Source organism: Methanolobus tindarius DSM 2278 (assembly GCF_000504205.1).
GTDB lineage: Archaea > Halobacteriota > Methanosarcinia > Methanosarcinales > Methanosarcinaceae > Methanolobus > Methanolobus tindarius.
Genome location: NZ_AZAJ01000001.1, coordinates 686,101 through 703,416 on the forward strand (window position 1 = coordinate 686,101; position 17,316 = coordinate 703,416).

20 protein-coding genes are annotated in these 17,316 nt (G+C 41.3%); 12 read left to right on the forward strand and 8 right to left on the reverse strand.

The annotated features are described in order from the left end of the window. Positions 1-12: 12 nt before the first annotated feature. From METTI_RS03145 to METTI_RS03200, 12 genes are all read left to right on the forward strand, one after another. On the forward strand, positions 13-630 hold the full coding sequence (locus METTI_RS03145; protein ID WP_023844366.1) for a chemotaxis protein CheC: 618 nt from the start codon (positions 13-15) through the stop codon (positions 628-630). Between the two features lies 1 nt (position 631). Beyond that, a complete protein-coding gene (locus tag METTI_RS03150) occupies positions 632-2,752 on the forward strand; it encodes a cell division protein FtsA (protein ID WP_023844367.1) in 2,121 nt (706 codons plus the stop codon). A 3-nt stretch (positions 2,753-2,755) separates the two neighbouring features. Next, positions 2,756-3,580: a CheR family methyltransferase gene (locus METTI_RS03155; protein ID WP_023844368.1), complete on the forward strand. Its 825-nt coding sequence runs from the start codon at positions 2,756-2,758 to the stop codon at positions 3,578-3,580. Between the two features lie 50 nt (positions 3,581-3,630). Then, a complete protein-coding gene (locus METTI_RS03160) occupies positions 3,631-4,245 on the forward strand; it encodes a chemotaxis protein CheC (RefSeq protein WP_023844369.1) in 615 nt (204 codons plus the stop codon). Between the two features lie 14 nt (positions 4,246-4,259). Next, entirely contained in the window at positions 4,260-4,868 is a 609-nt protein-coding gene (locus tag METTI_RS03165) for a chemotaxis protein CheC (RefSeq protein WP_023844370.1), read from the forward strand. Positions 4,869-4,870: 2 nt separating this feature from the next. Next, positions 4,871-5,344 carry a chemotaxis protein CheD gene (locus tag METTI_RS03170; protein WP_023844371.1) on the forward strand — a complete coding sequence of 158 codons (474 nt, stop codon included), beginning with the start codon at positions 4,871-4,873 and terminating at the stop codon, positions 5,342-5,344. A 51-nt stretch (positions 5,345-5,395) separates the two neighbouring features. Next, on the forward strand, positions 5,396-6,427 hold the full coding sequence (locus METTI_RS03175) for a hypothetical protein (protein ID WP_023844372.1): 1,032 nt from the start codon (positions 5,396-5,398) through the stop codon (positions 6,425-6,427). Then, entirely contained in the window at positions 6,427-7,053 is a 627-nt protein-coding gene (locus METTI_RS03180; RefSeq protein WP_023844373.1) for a chemotaxis protein CheC, read from the forward strand. The genes METTI_RS03175 and METTI_RS03180 overlap by 1 nt, the downstream gene beginning before the upstream one ends. Before the next feature lie 37 nt (positions 7,054-7,090). Next, positions 7,091-7,534, forward strand: coding sequence for a hypothetical protein (locus METTI_RS03185; RefSeq protein WP_023844374.1), 444 nt, complete (start codon positions 7,091-7,093; stop codon positions 7,532-7,534). A 114-nt stretch (positions 7,535-7,648) separates the two neighbouring features. Then, positions 7,649-8,275 (forward strand): hypothetical protein, encoded by a 627-nt coding sequence (locus METTI_RS03190; protein ID WP_023844375.1) that lies wholly within the window; start codon positions 7,649-7,651, stop codon positions 8,273-8,275. Positions 8,276-8,285: 10 nt separating this feature from the next. Then, positions 8,286-8,891, forward strand: a complete 606-nt coding sequence (locus tag METTI_RS03195) for a hypothetical protein (protein ID WP_023844376.1) — start codon at positions 8,286-8,288, stop codon at positions 8,889-8,891. Between the two features lie 432 nt (positions 8,892-9,323). Beyond that, on the forward strand, positions 9,324-10,604 hold the full coding sequence (locus tag METTI_RS03200; protein WP_023844377.1) for a GntP family permease: 1,281 nt from the start codon (positions 9,324-9,326) through the stop codon (positions 10,602-10,604). Positions 10,605-10,690: 86 nt separating this feature from the next. Here METTI_RS03200 and fpoO read toward each other — a convergent pair whose 3' ends face one another. Genes fpoO through fpoI form a run of 8 tightly spaced genes read right to left on the reverse strand, consistent with a single transcriptional unit; the run spans position 10,691 to position 17,315 of the window. Next, positions 10,691-11,053 (reverse strand): F420H2 dehydrogenase subunit FpoO, encoded by a 363-nt coding sequence (gene fpoO, locus METTI_RS03205; protein ID WP_023844378.1) that lies wholly within the window; start codon positions 11,051-11,053, stop codon positions 10,691-10,693. 1 nt (position 11,054) lies between these two features. Beyond that, complete coding sequence (fpoN, locus tag METTI_RS03210; RefSeq protein ID WP_023844379.1) at positions 11,055-12,506, reverse strand: F(420)H(2) dehydrogenase subunit N; 1,452 nt, start codon at positions 12,504-12,506, stop codon at positions 11,055-11,057. Positions 12,507-12,509: 3 nt separating this feature from the next. Then, positions 12,510-13,997, reverse strand: coding sequence for a F(420)H(2) dehydrogenase subunit M (fpoM, locus tag METTI_RS03215; protein ID WP_023844380.1), 1,488 nt, complete (start codon positions 13,995-13,997; stop codon positions 12,510-12,512). Next, positions 13,997-16,009: a F420H2 dehydrogenase subunit FpoL gene (gene fpoL, locus METTI_RS03220; protein ID WP_023844381.1), complete on the reverse strand. Its 2,013-nt coding sequence runs from the start codon at positions 16,007-16,009 to the stop codon at positions 13,997-13,999. The genes fpoM and fpoL overlap by 1 nt, the downstream gene beginning before the upstream one ends. A gap of 2 nt (positions 16,010-16,011) precedes the next feature. Next, entirely contained in the window at positions 16,012-16,314 is a 303-nt protein-coding gene (fpoK, locus tag METTI_RS03225; RefSeq protein ID WP_023844382.1) for a F420H2 dehydrogenase subunit FpoK, read from the reverse strand. Beyond that, positions 16,311-16,619, reverse strand: coding sequence for a F420H2 dehydrogenase subunit FpoJ (fpoJ, locus tag METTI_RS16155; RefSeq protein WP_023844383.1), 309 nt, complete (start codon positions 16,617-16,619; stop codon positions 16,311-16,313). Before fpoJ ends, fpoK begins: the two co-directional genes overlap by 4 nt. After that, positions 16,609-16,887 (reverse strand): NADH-quinone oxidoreductase subunit J, encoded by a 279-nt coding sequence (locus METTI_RS16160; protein ID WP_023844384.1) that lies wholly within the window; start codon positions 16,885-16,887, stop codon positions 16,609-16,611. The genes fpoJ and METTI_RS16160 overlap by 11 nt, the downstream gene beginning before the upstream one ends. Next, positions 16,872-17,315: a F420H2 dehydrogenase subunit FpoI gene (gene fpoI, locus METTI_RS03240; protein ID WP_023844385.1), complete on the reverse strand. Its 444-nt coding sequence runs from the start codon at positions 17,313-17,315 to the stop codon at positions 16,872-16,874. The genes METTI_RS16160 and fpoI overlap by 16 nt, the downstream gene beginning before the upstream one ends. Between the last annotated feature and the right edge of the window lies 1 nt (position 17,316).

Genomic DNA, 17,316 nt, shown 5'->3' on the forward strand with positions numbered 1-17,316 from the left:
TGAGGGAATAATATGGCAGAAATGGACGAAATGGCAAGAGGAGCATTTCAAGAGGCCGGAAACATTGGAATGGGACATCTGGCCACTTCACTTTCAAAAATGGTGAACAGGGATGTGAAAATCGATATCCCTGTGGTAGAAATGCTGACTCTGGATGAAATAATCGAAAAAAGCAATGAAGAAGGCAAGAACAAGAGCGTGGTTGGAATACACCTTCACATAACAGGTGATGTCTCAGGAGGAACCCTCATACTACTCCCTAAGTTCTCAGCACTATCATTTTCAGATCTGTTGATGAAAAAGTCAATTGGAACTACAAATAAAATTGAAGAGCAACAGGTTAAGAAACTTCGTGAAATGGGAGTGAACCTCTGCAGTGCTTATATGCGTGTTGTCAATGAATTCCTGGGAATACACCTTAACATTGGAGACCCCAGCATGGAAGTCAACATGGAAGGTGTTGGAGATTTCATCAAACAGGAAATCGGACAGGTTGCAGACCAGTTCATTGTTGTGAAAGGTGAATGTCTGATACCTTCTACAAACTCCAGGAATGAATTCAATATGCTTTTTGAACCCGGTGCCACGGACATAATAATGGCAGCTATAATGAAGAAAATGATGGGATAAAATGAACAGTGCCCATTTTGCCCTGGATATAGGAACAAGAACTGTTGTGGGACTTGTTACAGAAGATGGGAACCTCAACATAAAAGCTGCGTGTGTTCACGAACATAACGAGCGCAGCATGCAGGATGGGCAAATTCATGATGTCGAAAAGGTTGCAAAGGTTGTTGACGAGGTCAGAGATGATCTTGAAAAAGAAACCGGATGCAAATTGTCAAAAGTTGCCGTAGCCGTTGCAGGAAGGGCACTTAAGACATCCAAAGTAAAAGTTTCAGTGGAGATGCCTTACAGGGAAATAAGTCGTGAGGATATCTCCGAACTGGAATTTGAGGCAGTTGCACGCGCCGGAAACCAACTTGGAAACGATAAAGGATTTAATTGCGTAGGTTACTCCGTAGTTCACTATGAACTTGACGGGGAACGCATTTCCAATATTATCGGACAGAAGGGAAGTTCTGTCACAGTGGAAGTGCTTGCTACTTTTTTACCGGAAGCTGTTATCAGCAGTATGTTTGCCGTACTTGACAGGTGCGGACTTGAAGCATCAAGTGTTACTCTTGAACCCATAGCAGCCCTGAATGTTGCTATTCCTTCTGATATGCGAAAACTCAATATTGCACTTGTAGATATCGGAGCAGGAACATCCGATATTGCAATTACAGATAATGGAACCGTAATCGGATATGGAATGGTCCCGGAAGCAGGAGATGAAATTACTGATTTTATATGCGATTACTATCTTGTGGATTTCAAGAAGGGAGAAAATATCAAAAGGTCCCTTACAAGCAAGGATAAAATCGAGCTTGAAGATATTTTTGGTGTCATCACTGAAGTTCCGGTAAGTCAGGTAATTTCTGATATTGAGCATGAAGTAGAAAAGCTTGCAATGCACATTGCCGAAGAAATACTTACAATAAATGAGAAAGTTCCACGAGCAGTAGCCCTTGTTGGTGGTGGGTCACAGACCGCAGGCCTTAGAGAACATCTATCAAAACATCTTGATATTCCTGTGCAGAGAATTGGCTCACGTCTTCCTAAACAAATAGAAGGCCTGGCTGACAACACAGGAATTGTTACCGGTGCGGACATGATAACACCACTTGGAATAGCCCGGATGGCAATTCTTGATGAAGGAATTGAATTCATCGACCTGACTGTAAACGGTCTTGAAATCCACCTGATGGACATAAATGGACTATCTGTTATGGACGCACTTGTAGCTGCAAAAGTAAAACGCCTTTATCCACGCCCCGGGATGGGGCTTAGTCTTACTGTCAATTCTGAACTCAGAACAATTGAGGGCGATACGGGCGAACATGCCACCATATTACATAATGGAAAAAAAGCAAGTCTTGGAGACCCTGTACACAAGGGTTCTGTCATTGATTTCACAGCACCAGTGGATGGAAAAGATGCAAAGCTGAAGGTCAGAGATCTCATAAAGATGCAGGGACTGAAGGTTGCATTCAATATCAACGTCAATTATAACGAAATCGAAATCGGGCCTTTTGTTACAATTAATGGAAAAAAGGCATCCTTTGAAGAAACAATACCTGACAGGGCTGATATTAAAATACGTGCACCAAACCTGGAAGATGTTCTTGAAATGGAATTCGGACAGGATGAACTTGAAAAGATATCAGTTGTTATCAATAATACTGTTCAGTATTTTGACAGGATAAATTACACATTCAAGCTAAACGGGAATTCTGTTGACAGAGATAAACTTTCACAACACCCTGTCAATGATAATGATATAATTCTAATTGATAAATCAAAGTTTGACTACAGGATCGAGAATATCCTGAGTAAACCTGAAGAAAGCAAAAAGATCAGCGTACTTCTCAATGGCAATGAGATTGTATTTGATGGCTCTATGCCGCAAATTACCCTTAATGGAAAAAGGGCTTCTCTTTCTGACAAAATAGATGATGGAGATAATATCAAACTGAAACTGGGGGATGATGCGGATCCGATACTTTCGGACCTGTTTGAATTTATGGATATTAAAAAGGAGGAACTTGTTGGCAAAAGAATGAGACTTCTTGTAAACAACGTTCCTGCCAGATTTACAACCCCTTTGAGGGATGGAAACAATGTGACAATAGAATTTGCAGAGGTATAAAAAATGCTTAAAACCGTTGGGAAAACTGAAGACGAGTATTATGAAATACTGAAAAACCTAATCCAGAAAAATCTTGGATTCAATTCAAACCAGTACAAGGATTCTCACTTCAAAAGAAGAATCGATGTCAGGTTGCGTGCAACAAATACAAAGACTTACAAAGAATATGTAGAACTGCTGCAAAGTGACAAGAATGAATATCCTGAACTTATGGAAACTCTGACAGTAAATGTTACAAATTTCTTCAGGAACCCTGAAGTATACGATATCGTAGAAAAAGAAGTACTGCCGGCAATAATCAAATCAAAGACAGGTGGCCTTCGTTCAATCAGGATCTGGAGTGCAGGATGCTCAATCGGAGTAGAAGCATATTCCCTGGCAATGTTATTTAATCATATACTCGGAAAGGATTTTAGTAAATATAACATCAAAATAACTGGAACTGATATCGATAAGGAAAGTCTTCTGAAAGCCCAGAATGGAATATACTCTGCTGCAGAGATGAAGGATGTCAGACCTGCTTTTCTTAAGAAGTACTTCACCAAGGACGGAGATAAGTACATAATTTCAGATGAGCTCAAAAAGATTACTCAATTCAAAAAACAGGACCTAATATCAGGACCGAAAATGAGCGGTTTTGATGCCGTATTCTGCAGAAACGTTACAATTTATTTCCAGAAAGAGTTGCAAGAACAACTCTACATGGACTTTTACAGTGCCCTTGGAAACGGAGGGTTCTTTGTGATGGGTAAAACCGAGACACTGATAGGACCATCAAAAGACAAATTCAAATCATACAATTCTAAAGAGAGAATCTACCAGAAATGAAAATAAAATCATGAAGTAACATGGGTAAAACGTAATCATGGAGTCTACAAATGAAGCATAAGATATCAAGCCTGAGCGAGTTGCAGGTAAGTGCCTTAAGGGAAATAGTGAACATCGGTGTTGGAAATGCTGTAACATCGCTTTCCAAAATGATAGAAACCGGAGTAAAAATAGAGGTTCCTGATTTTAAAGTAGAACTTATCGAAGATGTTCCTGAGGTTCTGGGAGGAGCTGCTAACGTTGTATCAGGCGTGATAATGCATGTAAATGGTGATATCGAAGGGTACATCATGATGATGCTTCCTGAAGAAGCAGCCCAGACAATTTGTGAGATAATCACTCATGAAGAAAATACAGATATTCTTACACCCCTTAACCAATCACTCCTCGAAGAGGTTGGTCATATTCTTGCAGGATCTTATGTTAGCTCCCTGTCTGATTTTCTGGGCCTGAACATCAGAATTTCTACGCCTATGCAGACTTTTGACATGCTGGGAGCCATAATAGACCAGATACTGATAGAGATGAGTCAGAAAGTAGAGCATGCGCTTCTTTTTGACACTATGTTTATAATCCAGGGAAACAGAACCGATGGTTTTTTCCTTACAATGTTTGACCCTGACTCCATGGACACAATAATAGACCGTATTGAAAAGATGATCTGACAGGAGAGAAATGAATGAATATAGTACTTGATAAGTTCTATTACGATGCATTAAATGAAGTGGGAAATATTGGAATGGGAAATGCAACAACTGCACTCTCACAGCTTGTGGGCAAGTCCATTAATGTCAGTGGCTCGTCCCTAACGTTGCTTAAAGCTAAAGATATTTCAGAAAGTCTTAACTCTGAGAAGATAGGAGCCATAGTTAGAGTTATGGGAGATATGAATGGTGGATTCATACTGATACTTAGTAAAAACCATTCAGAGGTTCTTGCTGATATGCTTCTGAAGGATAGTGCCGAAGACAGTTATATGAAAGTCTCGGCATTTATTGAAGTTGCAAATATTCTTGCAGGCAGCTATTATAACGCTCTCTCCAAATTCCTGAACCTTTCTATCATACCTTCAATCCCCACTATATCCGAGGGGACTACCGATGAGATATTCGAAAAAGCAAAAAAGCATATGAGTGGAAAAATCGACCACATATTTGGCCTGACAACTTTGTTTGAGATTACAGGTGAAGATGAATATCACAGCCTTAGCGGTGATATGTATATGCTTCTGGATACGGCATCTTTGCAATCGGTAATCGACAGGATAGAAGAAATGCGTACGAGATAAACATGATAATAGTGGGAATGGCTGACAGTGCTGTTGCGAAAAAACCCGCAAAACTCACCACTTTAGGGCTTGGGTCTTGCGTGGGTATTTCCCTCTATGACAAAAGCACGGGTGTTGGCGGTATGGTGCATATTATGCTTCCCAGCATAGAAAATGCAAGATCAAAAGACAATATCGACAAATTTGCAGATACAGGCATCCCTGCACTTATTGATACAATGGTAGAAGAGGGTGCGTACAAACACCGTACTACTGCAAAAATTGCTGGTGGTGCAAGCATGTTCTCATTTAATTCAAAGACCCAGCTCAATATAGGAGAAAGAAACGTGGCGGCTACGAAAGATGCATTAAAGCTACTCAAAATACCCATTGTTGCTGAGGATACTGGAAAGAACTACGGACGTACCATTGTGCTTGACACTGAAAACGGAGAACTTACTGTCAAAAGCGCACTGAAAGGTATAAAAGTATATTAATATATATTACGTAATAATATATCACACGGACAAATAATAGGTGACAGCAGGATGTTAACTCCGGAAATTACTATAACACACATATTTTTCATATCCATATCGTTAGCGTGTGGATTAGCAGCGATCTACTTCTGGGTAAAAGTATATTTTGAGACAAAAAAAGGATCTATTGCCTGGTTACTTCTCGCACTTACAGCTATATTCCTTATCACATCCTCCATATTCCCATCCATTGCTATTAGTGTTCAGGATGAAGATATTACTGAGTTGATTTTCCTGTTCCTTGGTTTCTGGAGTGCTGTTTACACCAGTGTATTTGCAGCTGCCGGATTTTTGATGCTTCAGGCATTTACTACAATCCCAAGGGAAAAGCTTGGAGATTTCCTGATAGAAGGAATGATATTCACAAAACCTGTTGAATCAGAAGATGATATGGAAGAGCTGCCTCAGGTAGAACAGATGGCTAAACTTCTTAGCAGGTCAACACTTATTGAATATACACCAAAAACCCGATATGAGGATTCAGTAATAGAAATATGTCTCCGTCTTTACGGGGAAATGGTGAACACAGTTCTTGTATCTACACAACCCCGTACTGAAATGTACAAAGAGAAAATAGGGGATCTAATGGATATAGGTGCAATGAAGTTTATTGAAATATCATCCACAAGCAAGCATGTCACCAATAAGGATGGAATTGTAAAGTTACCCGCAGATGAAATAGAGAAGTTCTTTGAACTTACAAGCAAGCTTCCTGAAGGCTGTGCTGTTATATTTGAGCCTATGAGCCAGTTGATTTTCACAGATGGTGAACAGAGAACCTATGAGTTCATATCTGAAATGGTAGAGCGTTTCTCTGCCAGTAACCTGATTCTGGTAGGTCTGATAAATAAAGATGCTCATGACACTAAAACCGTGTCAAGATTTGAGGGTCTCTTCCTGAACCTTGCAGAAGAGAAAGATGCAAAGATACGTGTTGTAAAAGGCGGAAGAGAGGAATACATCAGGTTCTATGTAGGAGAGAAATTCTTCATGGAGCAGGATGTTGAAGTTATATTAGAGGAAAAAAAGGTTGAATTCTAATGAGCAGACAGCTTGACAATTTTCTGATTGATGCATTCAAAGAGATAGGTAGTATCGGCATGGGAAATGCTACTACTTCCCTGTCCAAACTTATTGAAAAAAGAGTGCAGTTAAATCTTTCAGATGCACGTTTGTTTGAGCCATCTGCAATTGTAGACATGATACCGGACTCCATCACAATGACCAGTATCATGATGCCGGTTCACGGTGACCTCAATGGCGTTGCAATGATGTTGTTCGAGTTTGGCAATGCGGTTTATCTTAGTAATTTACTGTTACAGAGTATTGAACACGATGATGACCCGAGTATCTATGAGTCTGCACTTCTTGAAACTGGAAATATTATTGCAGGCTCATACCTGAATTCACTTGCATCTTTCCTTGATCTTAAAATAATGCATTCAGTGCCGGACATCAGTATCGGTACAATTGATGAAATCCTGGAAAGAGGACTTGCCAAAATGCAAAAAGAACCAGAAGGAATTCTGAACATTGAAACTATGTTTATGGTCTATTCTTCTGAGAAGGATGTAGGTGCAGGTACCATTTATGGTGATATGTTCCTTCTTCTTGACAGTGAATCTTTAGACAGAATGCAAAATTCAATTCAGGAAATGCTGAAGTGACTTTCCAATTATTAATCAGGTTTTACGGTTGAACTATATGAAAAATATCTGGACACAGCACCTGGAACGATCAAATAACAATGATCGTGATCAGGAAAACACGTTTTCACATATGCTACACTCTCTTGTAAGAACTGAGAATGAGGATTACCTGCAGACATCCGGCGCAGAAACTCGGGATAGCAGAGATGAAACTAAGGAACCTGCTTTTAGTCCAGCTGATACTGAGATCTGCACCTGGATGGCTGAGAGCCATAAAGGTTACGAACTTGGAATGGATTCCCTAGAAAAAGATAGTGTAAGGCTCATCATGGCAGAAGATGGAAGACTTTTCCTGAGATATGATGTTGCCGGTGAAATTCCTTTTGAAATGGCTGTGAAATCTGAAGATGAAGCTATGGATATTATCGAAGAGGACAACTCTACAACTGAACAACTTTACCCGGATAAACCTGAATTGAAATGGATTAAAATTTCTTGACTTTAATATATATCTATAAATTCAATGGCAAAGAATAAAAACCATAAAAACAATTAATATATAAATATTGTATAATAACTAAACGGACCCGAGAGATAAAGGAGACCTATAATTATGATGGACATTGCAATTTACTCGCTTGTTGATGATATGGTCAGCAAAGCAGGAACAGAAGGTGTCGTAGAATACTGGCTTCGTGTAGGTGAGAGCTATGCAGAAAGGATGGGCAAGGAAGCATACGTAGGATGGCCTGCCTTTAATGTGGCAATGAAAGATGGAAGGACATCTCTCACTGTAGAAGGTGATGTTAATGTCCAGACAGATCTTGCTATCACAGATAAGGACGGAGATGTTATCGGCTATGTCTATGCTTTAAAGACATGCCCGATAGCACCTACTATGGCCAGATTCATTTCAAGAATCGGCCCGATACCAGATTCAGATACCGATGTGGCTGACAGCTACAATAACCGTGTAAGAGACTCAGCTGTTTCTAATTACTGCATTACCCACCAGAAGTTCAGGGAGGTTGCGGCTAACAATATTACTGTTGCTAAACAGGCTCTTGAATGTCTGCACCTTGCAAACAAAGGAATGACCGGTGAAGTTAAAATGGTACAGGAAAACCTTTCCAGGATAAATGTTGACGAGAGGCACATAAAGAGTATTCTCCGCAGCGCATCCTGTGTTTTCGCTCTTATTGTAAAAGGAAAGAGTGCAGGCGAGGAGATTATAGATTAAAGGTGATAGTATGGCTGAAAATATAGAATCAAACCCTTTTGTTGATGTTTCAGTATTCCTGTTCTTTGAGGATATTTCCGATAAACAGGGTGTTGAAGGTTTTACCAATTACATGGTCGGTCAGGCAGAATCACTGGCAAAATCAGTTCCTGAGGAAGAATATCGTACATGGGATGACTTTGCAAATGCGGTCATTAACGGAGAATCCGTGCTTTCATCATTTGAACACATCGGACAGATAAGCAAATTCGGTTTTGTCACAAAGGTATGCCCGTTCTCCAAGGCTATCAGGGAATACATTAAGAGAATTGGTAATTTCAACCCTGTTCATATGGAAGCAACTGATCATTTTAATCACACCATACAGCCTTCAGCTGCACACAGTGCATGTATGATGCACCAGACTTACCGCAAGGAAGTTGCAAAGAGAATCAAGATTGACGGCAAACCACTTCAGTATGCCCAGATAGCAGCAAAGGCATATACAGGAAAGATTGCTCTTCCTCCGGAATCATGGAAAAAAGTCCTGCTGGAAAAAGCAGGAATTACTGAAACCCAGGGATTCATGGAAATGAGGGAGAACAGTTGTCTGTATCTTCTTTATGTTGAAGAATAAGAGAGAAACTTAGTTTTTATTTTGAAGCCAGTTGATGATAACTGGCTTTTATTTTAGTATCGATATCCTACAACAGATTAGATGATGACAATTATTTTTTTGATTTCTGTTTTGAGTGGGCAAGAGTAGTAATACTTAAACCAGCCCAAAGGGCACGGCGAAGCCGGCGCTTTATCATCAGAAAAAGCAAAATCTGCATATAATACATACAATCCTTTGCTTACAGGCTTTCGTAGAATTGTCTGTGTGAATTTAGTAATCTAATGGATTATCTTCTATATGGCATCATTGGAACGTACCGCCTGCGGCGGATGGTTGTGTTGTTTTTAGATTGCCAATTTTTTGTGGAAATGAAATAAGGCAAAGGCTGTATTGTAGAGCTATCAGAAACAGGAGTTAACTATATACAACCTTAAAACTGATTTTCTAGTAATGAATTCTATTGTCATTTTTCTTTTGTCTTTACTTTTAATTCTCTTCCTCACAGCAAAACTCAGATTGCATCCTTTTATCGGGCTTATTCTCACATCTGTCATCACCGGAATGCTTGCAGGTGAAGCATCCACAACAATTGAAACTATTACAACCGGAATGGGGAAAGTTTTCTCACATTTTGCTATAATTATCGCATCAGGAAGTATCATAGGTCTTATTCTGCACAGAACCGGTGGAGCAAAACTAATTGCATCTGACATCATAAAGATATCTAGAAAACCTCTTTTCGGACTGAATATACTTGGATTTATCTTCGCAGTTCCTCTTATGTGCTGTATCCTTGCCTATGTGATATTCATCCCGGTTGCAAAGGAGATAAGGATTAGAGAAGGATTACCAAAAGTCCTTACGGCATCAGTACTTGTTTTTGGAACACTTGCATCATACAATCTAGTTTATCCGTCCCCGGTTGTTTATTCTGCAGTTTATGAATTGGGAATAAAAACTAGTGATATTCTGTTCCCGGGAGTTGTTATTGCATTTATTGTTTCGATTGCAGGTTACTTTTATGCTATGAAATTCTGTAAAACAGGAAATTTTAGCGATTTCATAGTAGACAATGAAACGGAAAATGAGAATATGATTACTTCTGGCAGGATTGCTGCCTATTCACCAATAGCTATTCCTGTTGTGTTAATCCTTACAGATGTATTCACAAACATTCCGCTATTTGATATTCTTGGTGAACCTGACATGGCACTGCTAATTGGAGTTGTCATGGCTATATTCTTTGCATACAGGCAGTACAACTTTAATTCTGCAAGAGAATGGGTTGAAAAAGCAATCAAAAGAAGTGGAGTTGTAATTCTTGACATGTGTGGAGGCGGTGCGCTTGGTGCCACCCTTGCAATGACAGGTGTTGGTCAGGAGATGGGAACCCTTCTTGCCGGATTACCTTTACCTGCAATACTTGTTCCTTTTCTAATTTCGGTCGCCATACAGAGTGTTCAGGGTTCCCGTGTTGTTACGATGCTGGTCACACCTTCAATAGTTATACCTCTTGTACCGGTTCTTGGTCTGCCACCTGAGATAGTGCTTTTTTCAATGGCATCAGGAACATTTCTTATATCACACTTCAATGACCCGTTCTTCTGGATATATAAGGATCTGGCGGAACTGGAAACTAAGGAGGTTCTGAAAAGCTATACTCTAGGTGGGGTTGTGATGGGAATGTGCAGTTTAATGCTTACAGGTGTAGCGTATCTGCTATTATATTAAAACTACAAATATCAAAGTAAATTTCAAACTAATTGATTCAAAAAAGAAAAGAGCTGACCGGTCAGACCGGCCTTCTATTTTAATGTTTAATGATGTGCGTGTTCGTCTTCAGCCTTTTGCTTTTCCCATGCCTCGTATGCTTCGTTGATAGAAGCAAGGCATTTCTTGCACAGACCTATTGTGTCTTCCTCAGCACCCTTTGAGAATGAAGGTCTGCTGATTGTTACATCGTGAAGCTGTGCAATTGCACCGCAGAAGTCACATACACCTGCTGTTCCGCAGCTTGAAGATTCTTCCAGTGCATCATGGGCTTTTTTGCCTGCATTGAGACATCCTTCGCAAAGTCCCTGCCACATACCATGAGGATATGACTGCTCGTACTTTGGTTTGAATACCCTTACAGGAACGACTGTTGGAATTCCAACTCCACAAAGATCACAATCTGTCATTTTACATACCTCCTGTGAGCAGTACTGATGCTGCTTCCATTGCCCAGTGGACAAATGGTTGTGACCAGAAACCAATTGCAAGTACACCGATTGCCGCAATTATAAGTGCAATGGTGTATGGGAATGGTTCTGAGATCTTCTCACCGTCTGTTGGCAGGAAGTACATGTACTTGACAATCTTTGCATAGTAGCCCAGTGAAATTGCACTGTTGAGAATGGCAATTACTGCGAGCCACACAAAGCCTGCTTCGATGGTTGATGAGAACAGTACGAACTTGCTCATGAAACCTGCTGTAAGCGGGATACCTGCAAGAGCAAATACGAATATTGTCATACAGAGAGCAGTTATTGGCATTCTCTTTCCAAGACCTCTGAAGTTCTCAATGTGATCTGGGTCAGCAGAGTCCTTGTTCTCTGAAAGTACCATGTAGGTCACGGCTGCTGTTGCAATGAAAGCTCCTGCCTTCATGAAACCGTGTGACAGTGCATAAAATATTCCACCGCCAAGTGCCAATGGTGTGAGTACCACAAATGCCATTGTGATGTAACCTGCCTGTGCAAGTGAAGAGTATGCAAGCATTCTCTTGACACTTGTCTGCCTGAGAGCTACAACGTTACCGTATGTCATTGTGATGACTGCAAGTATTGCAAAGGCTATCTGCCAGTCTGCCTTAAGAGCGATGAGTGCAACCACAAATACCTTGAGAGCTGCGACGATACCCATCTTCTTTGAGCCTGCTGCAAGCAATGCTGATACAACTGATGGTGAACCCTGGTATGTGTCAGGTGCCCACATGTGGAATGGTACAAGAGCTATCTTGAAACCGAATCCTGCAAGCAGAAGAACTACTGAAACAAGTCCTATTGGACTTGATACAAGTACAGCTGAGTTTGCTGCTATTTCAGGGATGCTGGTTGTACCTGTTGCCCCGTAGACATACGAGATACCAAGAAGCATAAGTGCTGCTGAAAGTGAACCGATGATGAAGTACTTCATGGCTGCTTCCAGTGACTTGATATTCTTCTTCTCAAAACCTGCAAGTGCATATGTTGCAAGACTTGCAAGTTCGAATGCTACGAAGAGTACCATAAGGTCGTTTGCTGATGCAACGAACATCATACCGATTGTTCCGAACAGTCCAAGGGTGAAGAATTCCTCAGTGTGACTGTGACCTTCAGTGTACTTGATACCTGCAATACTGAAAAGTAATGCAACCACAAGGAAGACTATTTTAAAGAACTGGGACAGGGCATCGATTGATACCGTATTGTAGAACAACAATGCTTCTGTTCCAAGACTTGAAATTGTCAGTCCAAGTGCTACAAGGACACCAAGAGATGCAAGGTAACCAAGGATCTTCTTTGAGTCTGTCGGAAGGAATAATCCGATTAGCAATACTGCCAGTCCTGTAACTGCCATGGTAATTTCAGGTGCTAATAACATCATATCCATTATTTACACCCCCATTGCAGCCATAAGGCTGACTATGTTATCAGAGTTCGTCAACATCATATCAAGCACCGGGCTTGGGTTAAGTCCGAAGTACAGTACGAGTATTGCAATAACTCCCATTGAAACTGTCTGGAAGGTATCGATATCTACAACCGTACCGAGTTTCTCATTATAGACACCAAACATTGCCCTTTGGAGAGCCCACAGGTGATATGCTGCAGTGATCACGATAGCTGATACTGCAATCAACACATATGATGGCAGGTTCCCAAAGCTTCCTGCGAGTACGGATACTTCAGCAATGAAACCACTGAGACCTGGAAGTCCAAGGGATGCCATGAAGGTCATTACCATAATGACTGCCAGTTTTGGCATCTTCTGTGCAAGTCCACCAAGGTCGTTGATGATTCTTGTGCCTGTTGTGTTCTTGATAATACCACATGACATGAACATTACACTCATGATAAGTCCGTGTGAGAACTGCTGGAACATTGCTCCTGAAACGGAGAGTGAGACCAGACCGGCTGCACCGAGTGTTACGTAGCCCATGTGGCTTACACTGGAGTATGCAACCATTCTCTTGAGGTCTTTCTGTGAGAGTGCAAGGAATGCACCGTAAAGTACACTTACTGAACCAAGAGCTGCCATGATGGTAATCATCAGGTTTGGTGATGCTGTAAATGGTAACATTGGAAGCATGACCTTAAAGAGACCGTATCCACCAATCTTAAGCATGACAAAGAGCACACTGCCAGCAGTTGGTGCCTCAGTATATGCATCTGGTTGCCATGAGTGGAATGGGAAACTTGGGATCTTTACTATGAAACCGAAGAGCAATGCAAGGAATATCATATCCTTTGCTGCACCGGATTCAATGAACTGGAACTGACTGATAAGCGTTGGTATGTCCAGTGTTGGAGTTCCTGTCATGTCCCATGCTGCAAAATAAAGTCCGAATATACCCAGAAGCATCACAAGGGACGCCACGTGAGTGTAGATAAAGAACTTAATTGCTGCTTTATGTTTGTTGGGTCCTCCCCATATGCTCACCATGAAGAAGAGCGGCACGAGTGTAAGTTCCCAGAATATGTAGAACAGGAAGAAGTCCAGTGCGGTGAATACACCGATTACTGCACCCTCTGTTGCGAGTATGCATGCGTAGAACTTGTTTGGTGATTTCCTGTCATCGTTCCATGTGAAGAGGACAAGGAAAGGAAGTACAATTGCATTGAGAAGAATCAATGGCATTGCGATTCCGTCAACACCGAGGTGGTAGGTAATTCCAAGGGATGGTACCCACTGTGCAAGTTCCTCGAATTGGTTATCTGCTATAGTGCTGTCGAAGTTAAAGTACATGTATACTGTAAGTAACAGTACGATAACAGTACCGGCAAGTGCTATTACTCTTGCCTGTTCCTTTGTTTTTGTGAATAATGCAAGTGCTGCGAATATCAGAGGTATCAGCACGATCATTGAAAGTATCGGCATCATTAGAGTACCTCCATTACCACTTTAACAAGAATAATCAGAAGACTTACTCCGGTTATTACTGCTGTGGCATAATTCTGTACTGCTCCTGTCTGGAACTGACGCAGGGACTCACCGGATTCAATTGCAAGGTCGCTGAACCATTTAACTGTCCAGTCAAATCCTCTGTCAACTGCACGTCCTGCAAAAGCAAATCCTTCATAGATTACCTTTACTGAGACAAAGTTGGTGAATATGGCATTCTGATAGTACCTGTTGTACAGGAGTTTGTAAATTGGGTTGTTTCTTGAAACAAGGCTGTCCATATTGACAATCCTGAGTCCATAAATCAGGAATGTAATTACAAGACCTGCAATTGCTACTATTAGTGGCATCCAGAGGACGAGCAATGGCTCATGTCCTGCATGTTCTGCAATGTGGTAACCACCAAGTGTTGCCAGGCTTGAAATATCCATGTTTACAAAGTTGTTTACAAATGTCTCACTCACAAATGTGTTGAACTTCGTTGCGGTAAGACCACCGAAGAACAATGCAAAGATTGCAAGGATTGAGAGTGGGATTGTCATTGATGCAGGTGACTCGTGACCACCGTAATCTGTACGTGGCTTACCATAGAATGTCATGAAGATAAGCCTGAAGATATAGATAGAAGTCAACAGAGCTGCTGCAATTGAAAGTATGTATGGTATCCATGAACCGGTTGCTTCTCCCATGAGGTATGCACTCTCGATGATTGCATCCTTACTGAAGAAACCACTTGTACCGATAGATGTACCTGGTATACCCATTCCGGTAAGTGCCAGTGAAGCTACAATCATTGTTACCGCTGTAATTGGCATTACCTTTGCAACTCCTCCAAGCTGCCTCATGTCGTGTGTACCGACTGCGTGAATTACACTACCTGCACACAGGAAGAGAAGAGCCTTGAAGAATGCGTGGTTGATCAGGTGGAATACTGAGATTCCGACTGCCTCAGCACCTACTGCTGCACCAACACCAAGTCCGAGCATCATGTAACCGAGCTGACTTACGGTAGAGTATGCAAGTACACGCTTAAGGTCGTTCATAACGATACCCATTGTTCCTGCAAAGATTGCAGTGAAAGCACCGACGTATGCTACAACCATGAGTGAATCAGGAGCTGCGATGAACATTGGGAATGTTCTTGCAACCAGATAGACACCAGCTGTAACCATTGTTGCTGCGTGTATGAGAGCTGAAACAGTTGTTGGACCTTCCATTGCATCAGGGAGCCACACATGGAGTGGGAACTGACCTGACTTACCTACAGCACCACCGAAGAACAGGAGTGTTATCAGGGTGATGTGGCTGACTTCCATTCCGAGGATGTTTGCATTCATTGCTGCAAGGTCTGGAATGTGTGCGAAGATCTCGTCGAACCTGAGTATATAGACACCGTCAGGAATGTTGCCATTGAATATCTTGAAAAGGTCTGAGAACAGGACAATGATACCTGTAAGGAACATTACATCACCAATTCTGGTTGTGAGGAAAGCCTTCTTTGCTGCTGTTGCAGCGGATGGTTTCTCGAACCAGAATCCGATAAGTAAGTATGAACAAACACCCACAAGTTCCCAGCAAATGAAGAGCTGGAGGATGTTGTCTGAAAGAATCAGACCAAGCATTGAAGCTGTAAACAGTGCAGTCTCAGCAAAGTACCTGGAAGGTGCTTTGTCATGTGACATGTAACCTGTTGAATAGATGTGAATAAGTAAACTTACGAATGTGACCATTGTAAGCATAACTGCTGCCAGAGGGTCAACGAGGACACCTATGTTAAGCATGGCAAACCAGCTATATGAATAACTCACAACTTCTTCAGGATTTGCAAGTAGGTTCAATGTAATTAATAAAGATATTATGAATGATGTAGCAATAGCTGCTATTGGAATTATTGCACCGCCTGTTGGCAGTTTCTTCCCGAAGAAGAAAGTCAGCACAAAAGCAAGTGCAGGCAGGACCGGAATTAAAAATGCTAAATCTCCTACTGCCATTTTTACCACCTCAGTACGTTAATATTGTCAAGGCTGATCGTATCCTTCATTCTGTAAAGGGCCATCAGTATAGCAAAGCCGATTGCTGCTTCACAAGCTGCCAATGCGATAGAGAACAATGCAAATACCTGTCCAGTAAGGTCATCATGGTAGCTTGAAAATGCCACAAGATTAAGGTTAGCAGCATTGAGCATGAGTTCCACGCACATAAGAATACGAATACCACTGCGCTGTGTCATCAGTCCATAGAGACCTATGGAGAAGATGATTGCTGCAACAGCAAGATAAAGTACGACTGGAATCATTTGTTATCATCTCCTTTTGCCATGTAAATGGCACCCATCAATGAGGACAACAATACGATAGACATTATTTCAAACGGAATAACGAAATCCTGGAAAATCATAAGTCCGATAGCCTCAATGTTACTCTGATCCTCGATATTCTGAGGGAGTTGGTCTACTGTAGGCCAGCTTGTGAAGAAAACTGTCACTATTATGATTGTCATGAACAGAGCGGCAATTATCATTCCAAATATGCGTGGCTTAAAGTAGTCATACACAGATGTAGCAACATCCATTGCTGTAAATGATATTTCTTTATTCAGCATCTGTACCAAACTCCTTCTTTGTAAGCATTACAGCGAACAGTATCAATACACCTACTGCACCGATGTACACCAGTACCTGAGCAACACCAAGGAATTGTGCGTTGAGCATGATGTAGAAAGCTGCAACGATAAACATTGTCACTACAAGTGCAATAGCCGCCCTTACTACATCCTTAGCTGTTACTACGAATACTGCAAACACGATCGACACAAGTGCCAGAATCACAAAAATGATTAATTCAATTATTGAGCCTATTGTGGGGTCCATCTGCTCACCTCCTCACCGGCTTCTTCTTCAGCATTAATGTCAACTTCCCTTGCCAGCATGTCTGGTGTAAAGAGAAGATCCTCATGGTTCCAGCGAATTACACCCGTCAGGTATACCTTTGAACTATCCAGAGCATCCTTTGGACACTGACTGATACAAAGACCACAGAACAGACAATGACCTATGTCTATTGAAGGGAACCATCTCTGCTTGTCATTTTCCGGGCTGACACGTGCCCTGACGATCTTGATACAATTGTTGGGGCATGTATTAGCGCATATTCCACAACCGATACATTTCGATTTATCCAGTTTTTGTAAACCCCTGAACCTGTCTGAAAGTTTTGTTGGTTCTTCTGGACACATTCTTGTAACTGGAGGGCCGAAATAAATGTTCTTTACTGCTGTTATGATATTTTTAATAACCATT

Coding starts and splice junctions, on each gene's coding strand:
- fpoO (WP_023844378.1), bottom strand. CDS start 11,053: ATGACAGATTGTGATCTTTGTGGAGTTGGAATTCCAACAGTCGTTCCT.
- METTI_RS03170 (WP_023844371.1), top strand. CDS start 4,871: ATGATAATAGTGGGAATGGCTGACAGTGCTGTTGCGAAAAAACCCGCA.
- fpoK (WP_023844382.1), bottom strand. CDS start 16,314: ATGATTCCAGTCGTACTTTATCTTGCTGTTGCAGCAATCATCTTCTCC.
- METTI_RS03160 (WP_023844369.1), top strand. CDS start 3,631: ATGAAGCATAAGATATCAAGCCTGAGCGAGTTGCAGGTAAGTGCCTTA.
- METTI_RS03190 (WP_023844375.1), top strand. CDS start 7,649: ATGATGGACATTGCAATTTACTCGCTTGTTGATGATATGGTCAGCAAA.
- METTI_RS16160 (WP_023844384.1), bottom strand. CDS start 16,887: ATGGACCCCACAATAGGCTCAATAATTGAATTAATCATTTTTGTGATT.
- fpoN (WP_023844379.1), bottom strand. CDS start 12,506: ATGGATATGATGTTATTAGCACCTGAAATTACCATGGCAGTTACAGGA.
- METTI_RS03155 (WP_023844368.1), top strand. CDS start 2,756: ATGCTTAAAACCGTTGGGAAAACTGAAGACGAGTATTATGAAATACTG.
- METTI_RS03150 (WP_023844367.1), top strand. CDS start 632: ATGAACAGTGCCCATTTTGCCCTGGATATAGGAACAAGAACTGTTGTG.
- fpoJ (WP_023844383.1), bottom strand. CDS start 16,619: ATGCTGAATAAAGAAATATCATTTACAGCAATGGATGTTGCTACATCT.
- fpoL (WP_023844381.1), bottom strand. CDS start 16,009: ATGGCAGTAGGAGATTTAGCATTTTTAATTCCGGTCCTGCCTGCACTT.
- METTI_RS03180 (WP_023844373.1), top strand. CDS start 6,427: ATGAGCAGACAGCTTGACAATTTTCTGATTGATGCATTCAAAGAGATA.
- fpoM (WP_023844380.1), bottom strand. CDS start 13,997: ATGATGCCGATACTTTCAATGATCGTGCTGATACCTCTGATATTCGCA.
- fpoI (WP_023844385.1), bottom strand. CDS start 17,315: ATGGTTATTAAAAATATCATAACAGCAGTAAAGAACATTTATTTCGGC.
- METTI_RS03195 (WP_023844376.1), top strand. CDS start 8,286: ATGGCTGAAAATATAGAATCAAACCCTTTTGTTGATGTTTCAGTATTC.
- METTI_RS03185 (WP_023844374.1), top strand. CDS start 7,091: ATGAAAAATATCTGGACACAGCACCTGGAACGATCAAATAACAATGAT.
- METTI_RS03165 (WP_023844370.1), top strand. CDS start 4,260: ATGAATATAGTACTTGATAAGTTCTATTACGATGCATTAAATGAAGTG.
- METTI_RS03175 (WP_023844372.1), top strand. CDS start 5,396: ATGTTAACTCCGGAAATTACTATAACACACATATTTTTCATATCCATA.
- METTI_RS03200 (WP_023844377.1), top strand. CDS start 9,324: ATGAATTCTATTGTCATTTTTCTTTTGTCTTTACTTTTAATTCTCTTC.
- METTI_RS03145 (WP_023844366.1), top strand. CDS start 13: ATGGCAGAAATGGACGAAATGGCAAGAGGAGCATTTCAAGAGGCCGGA.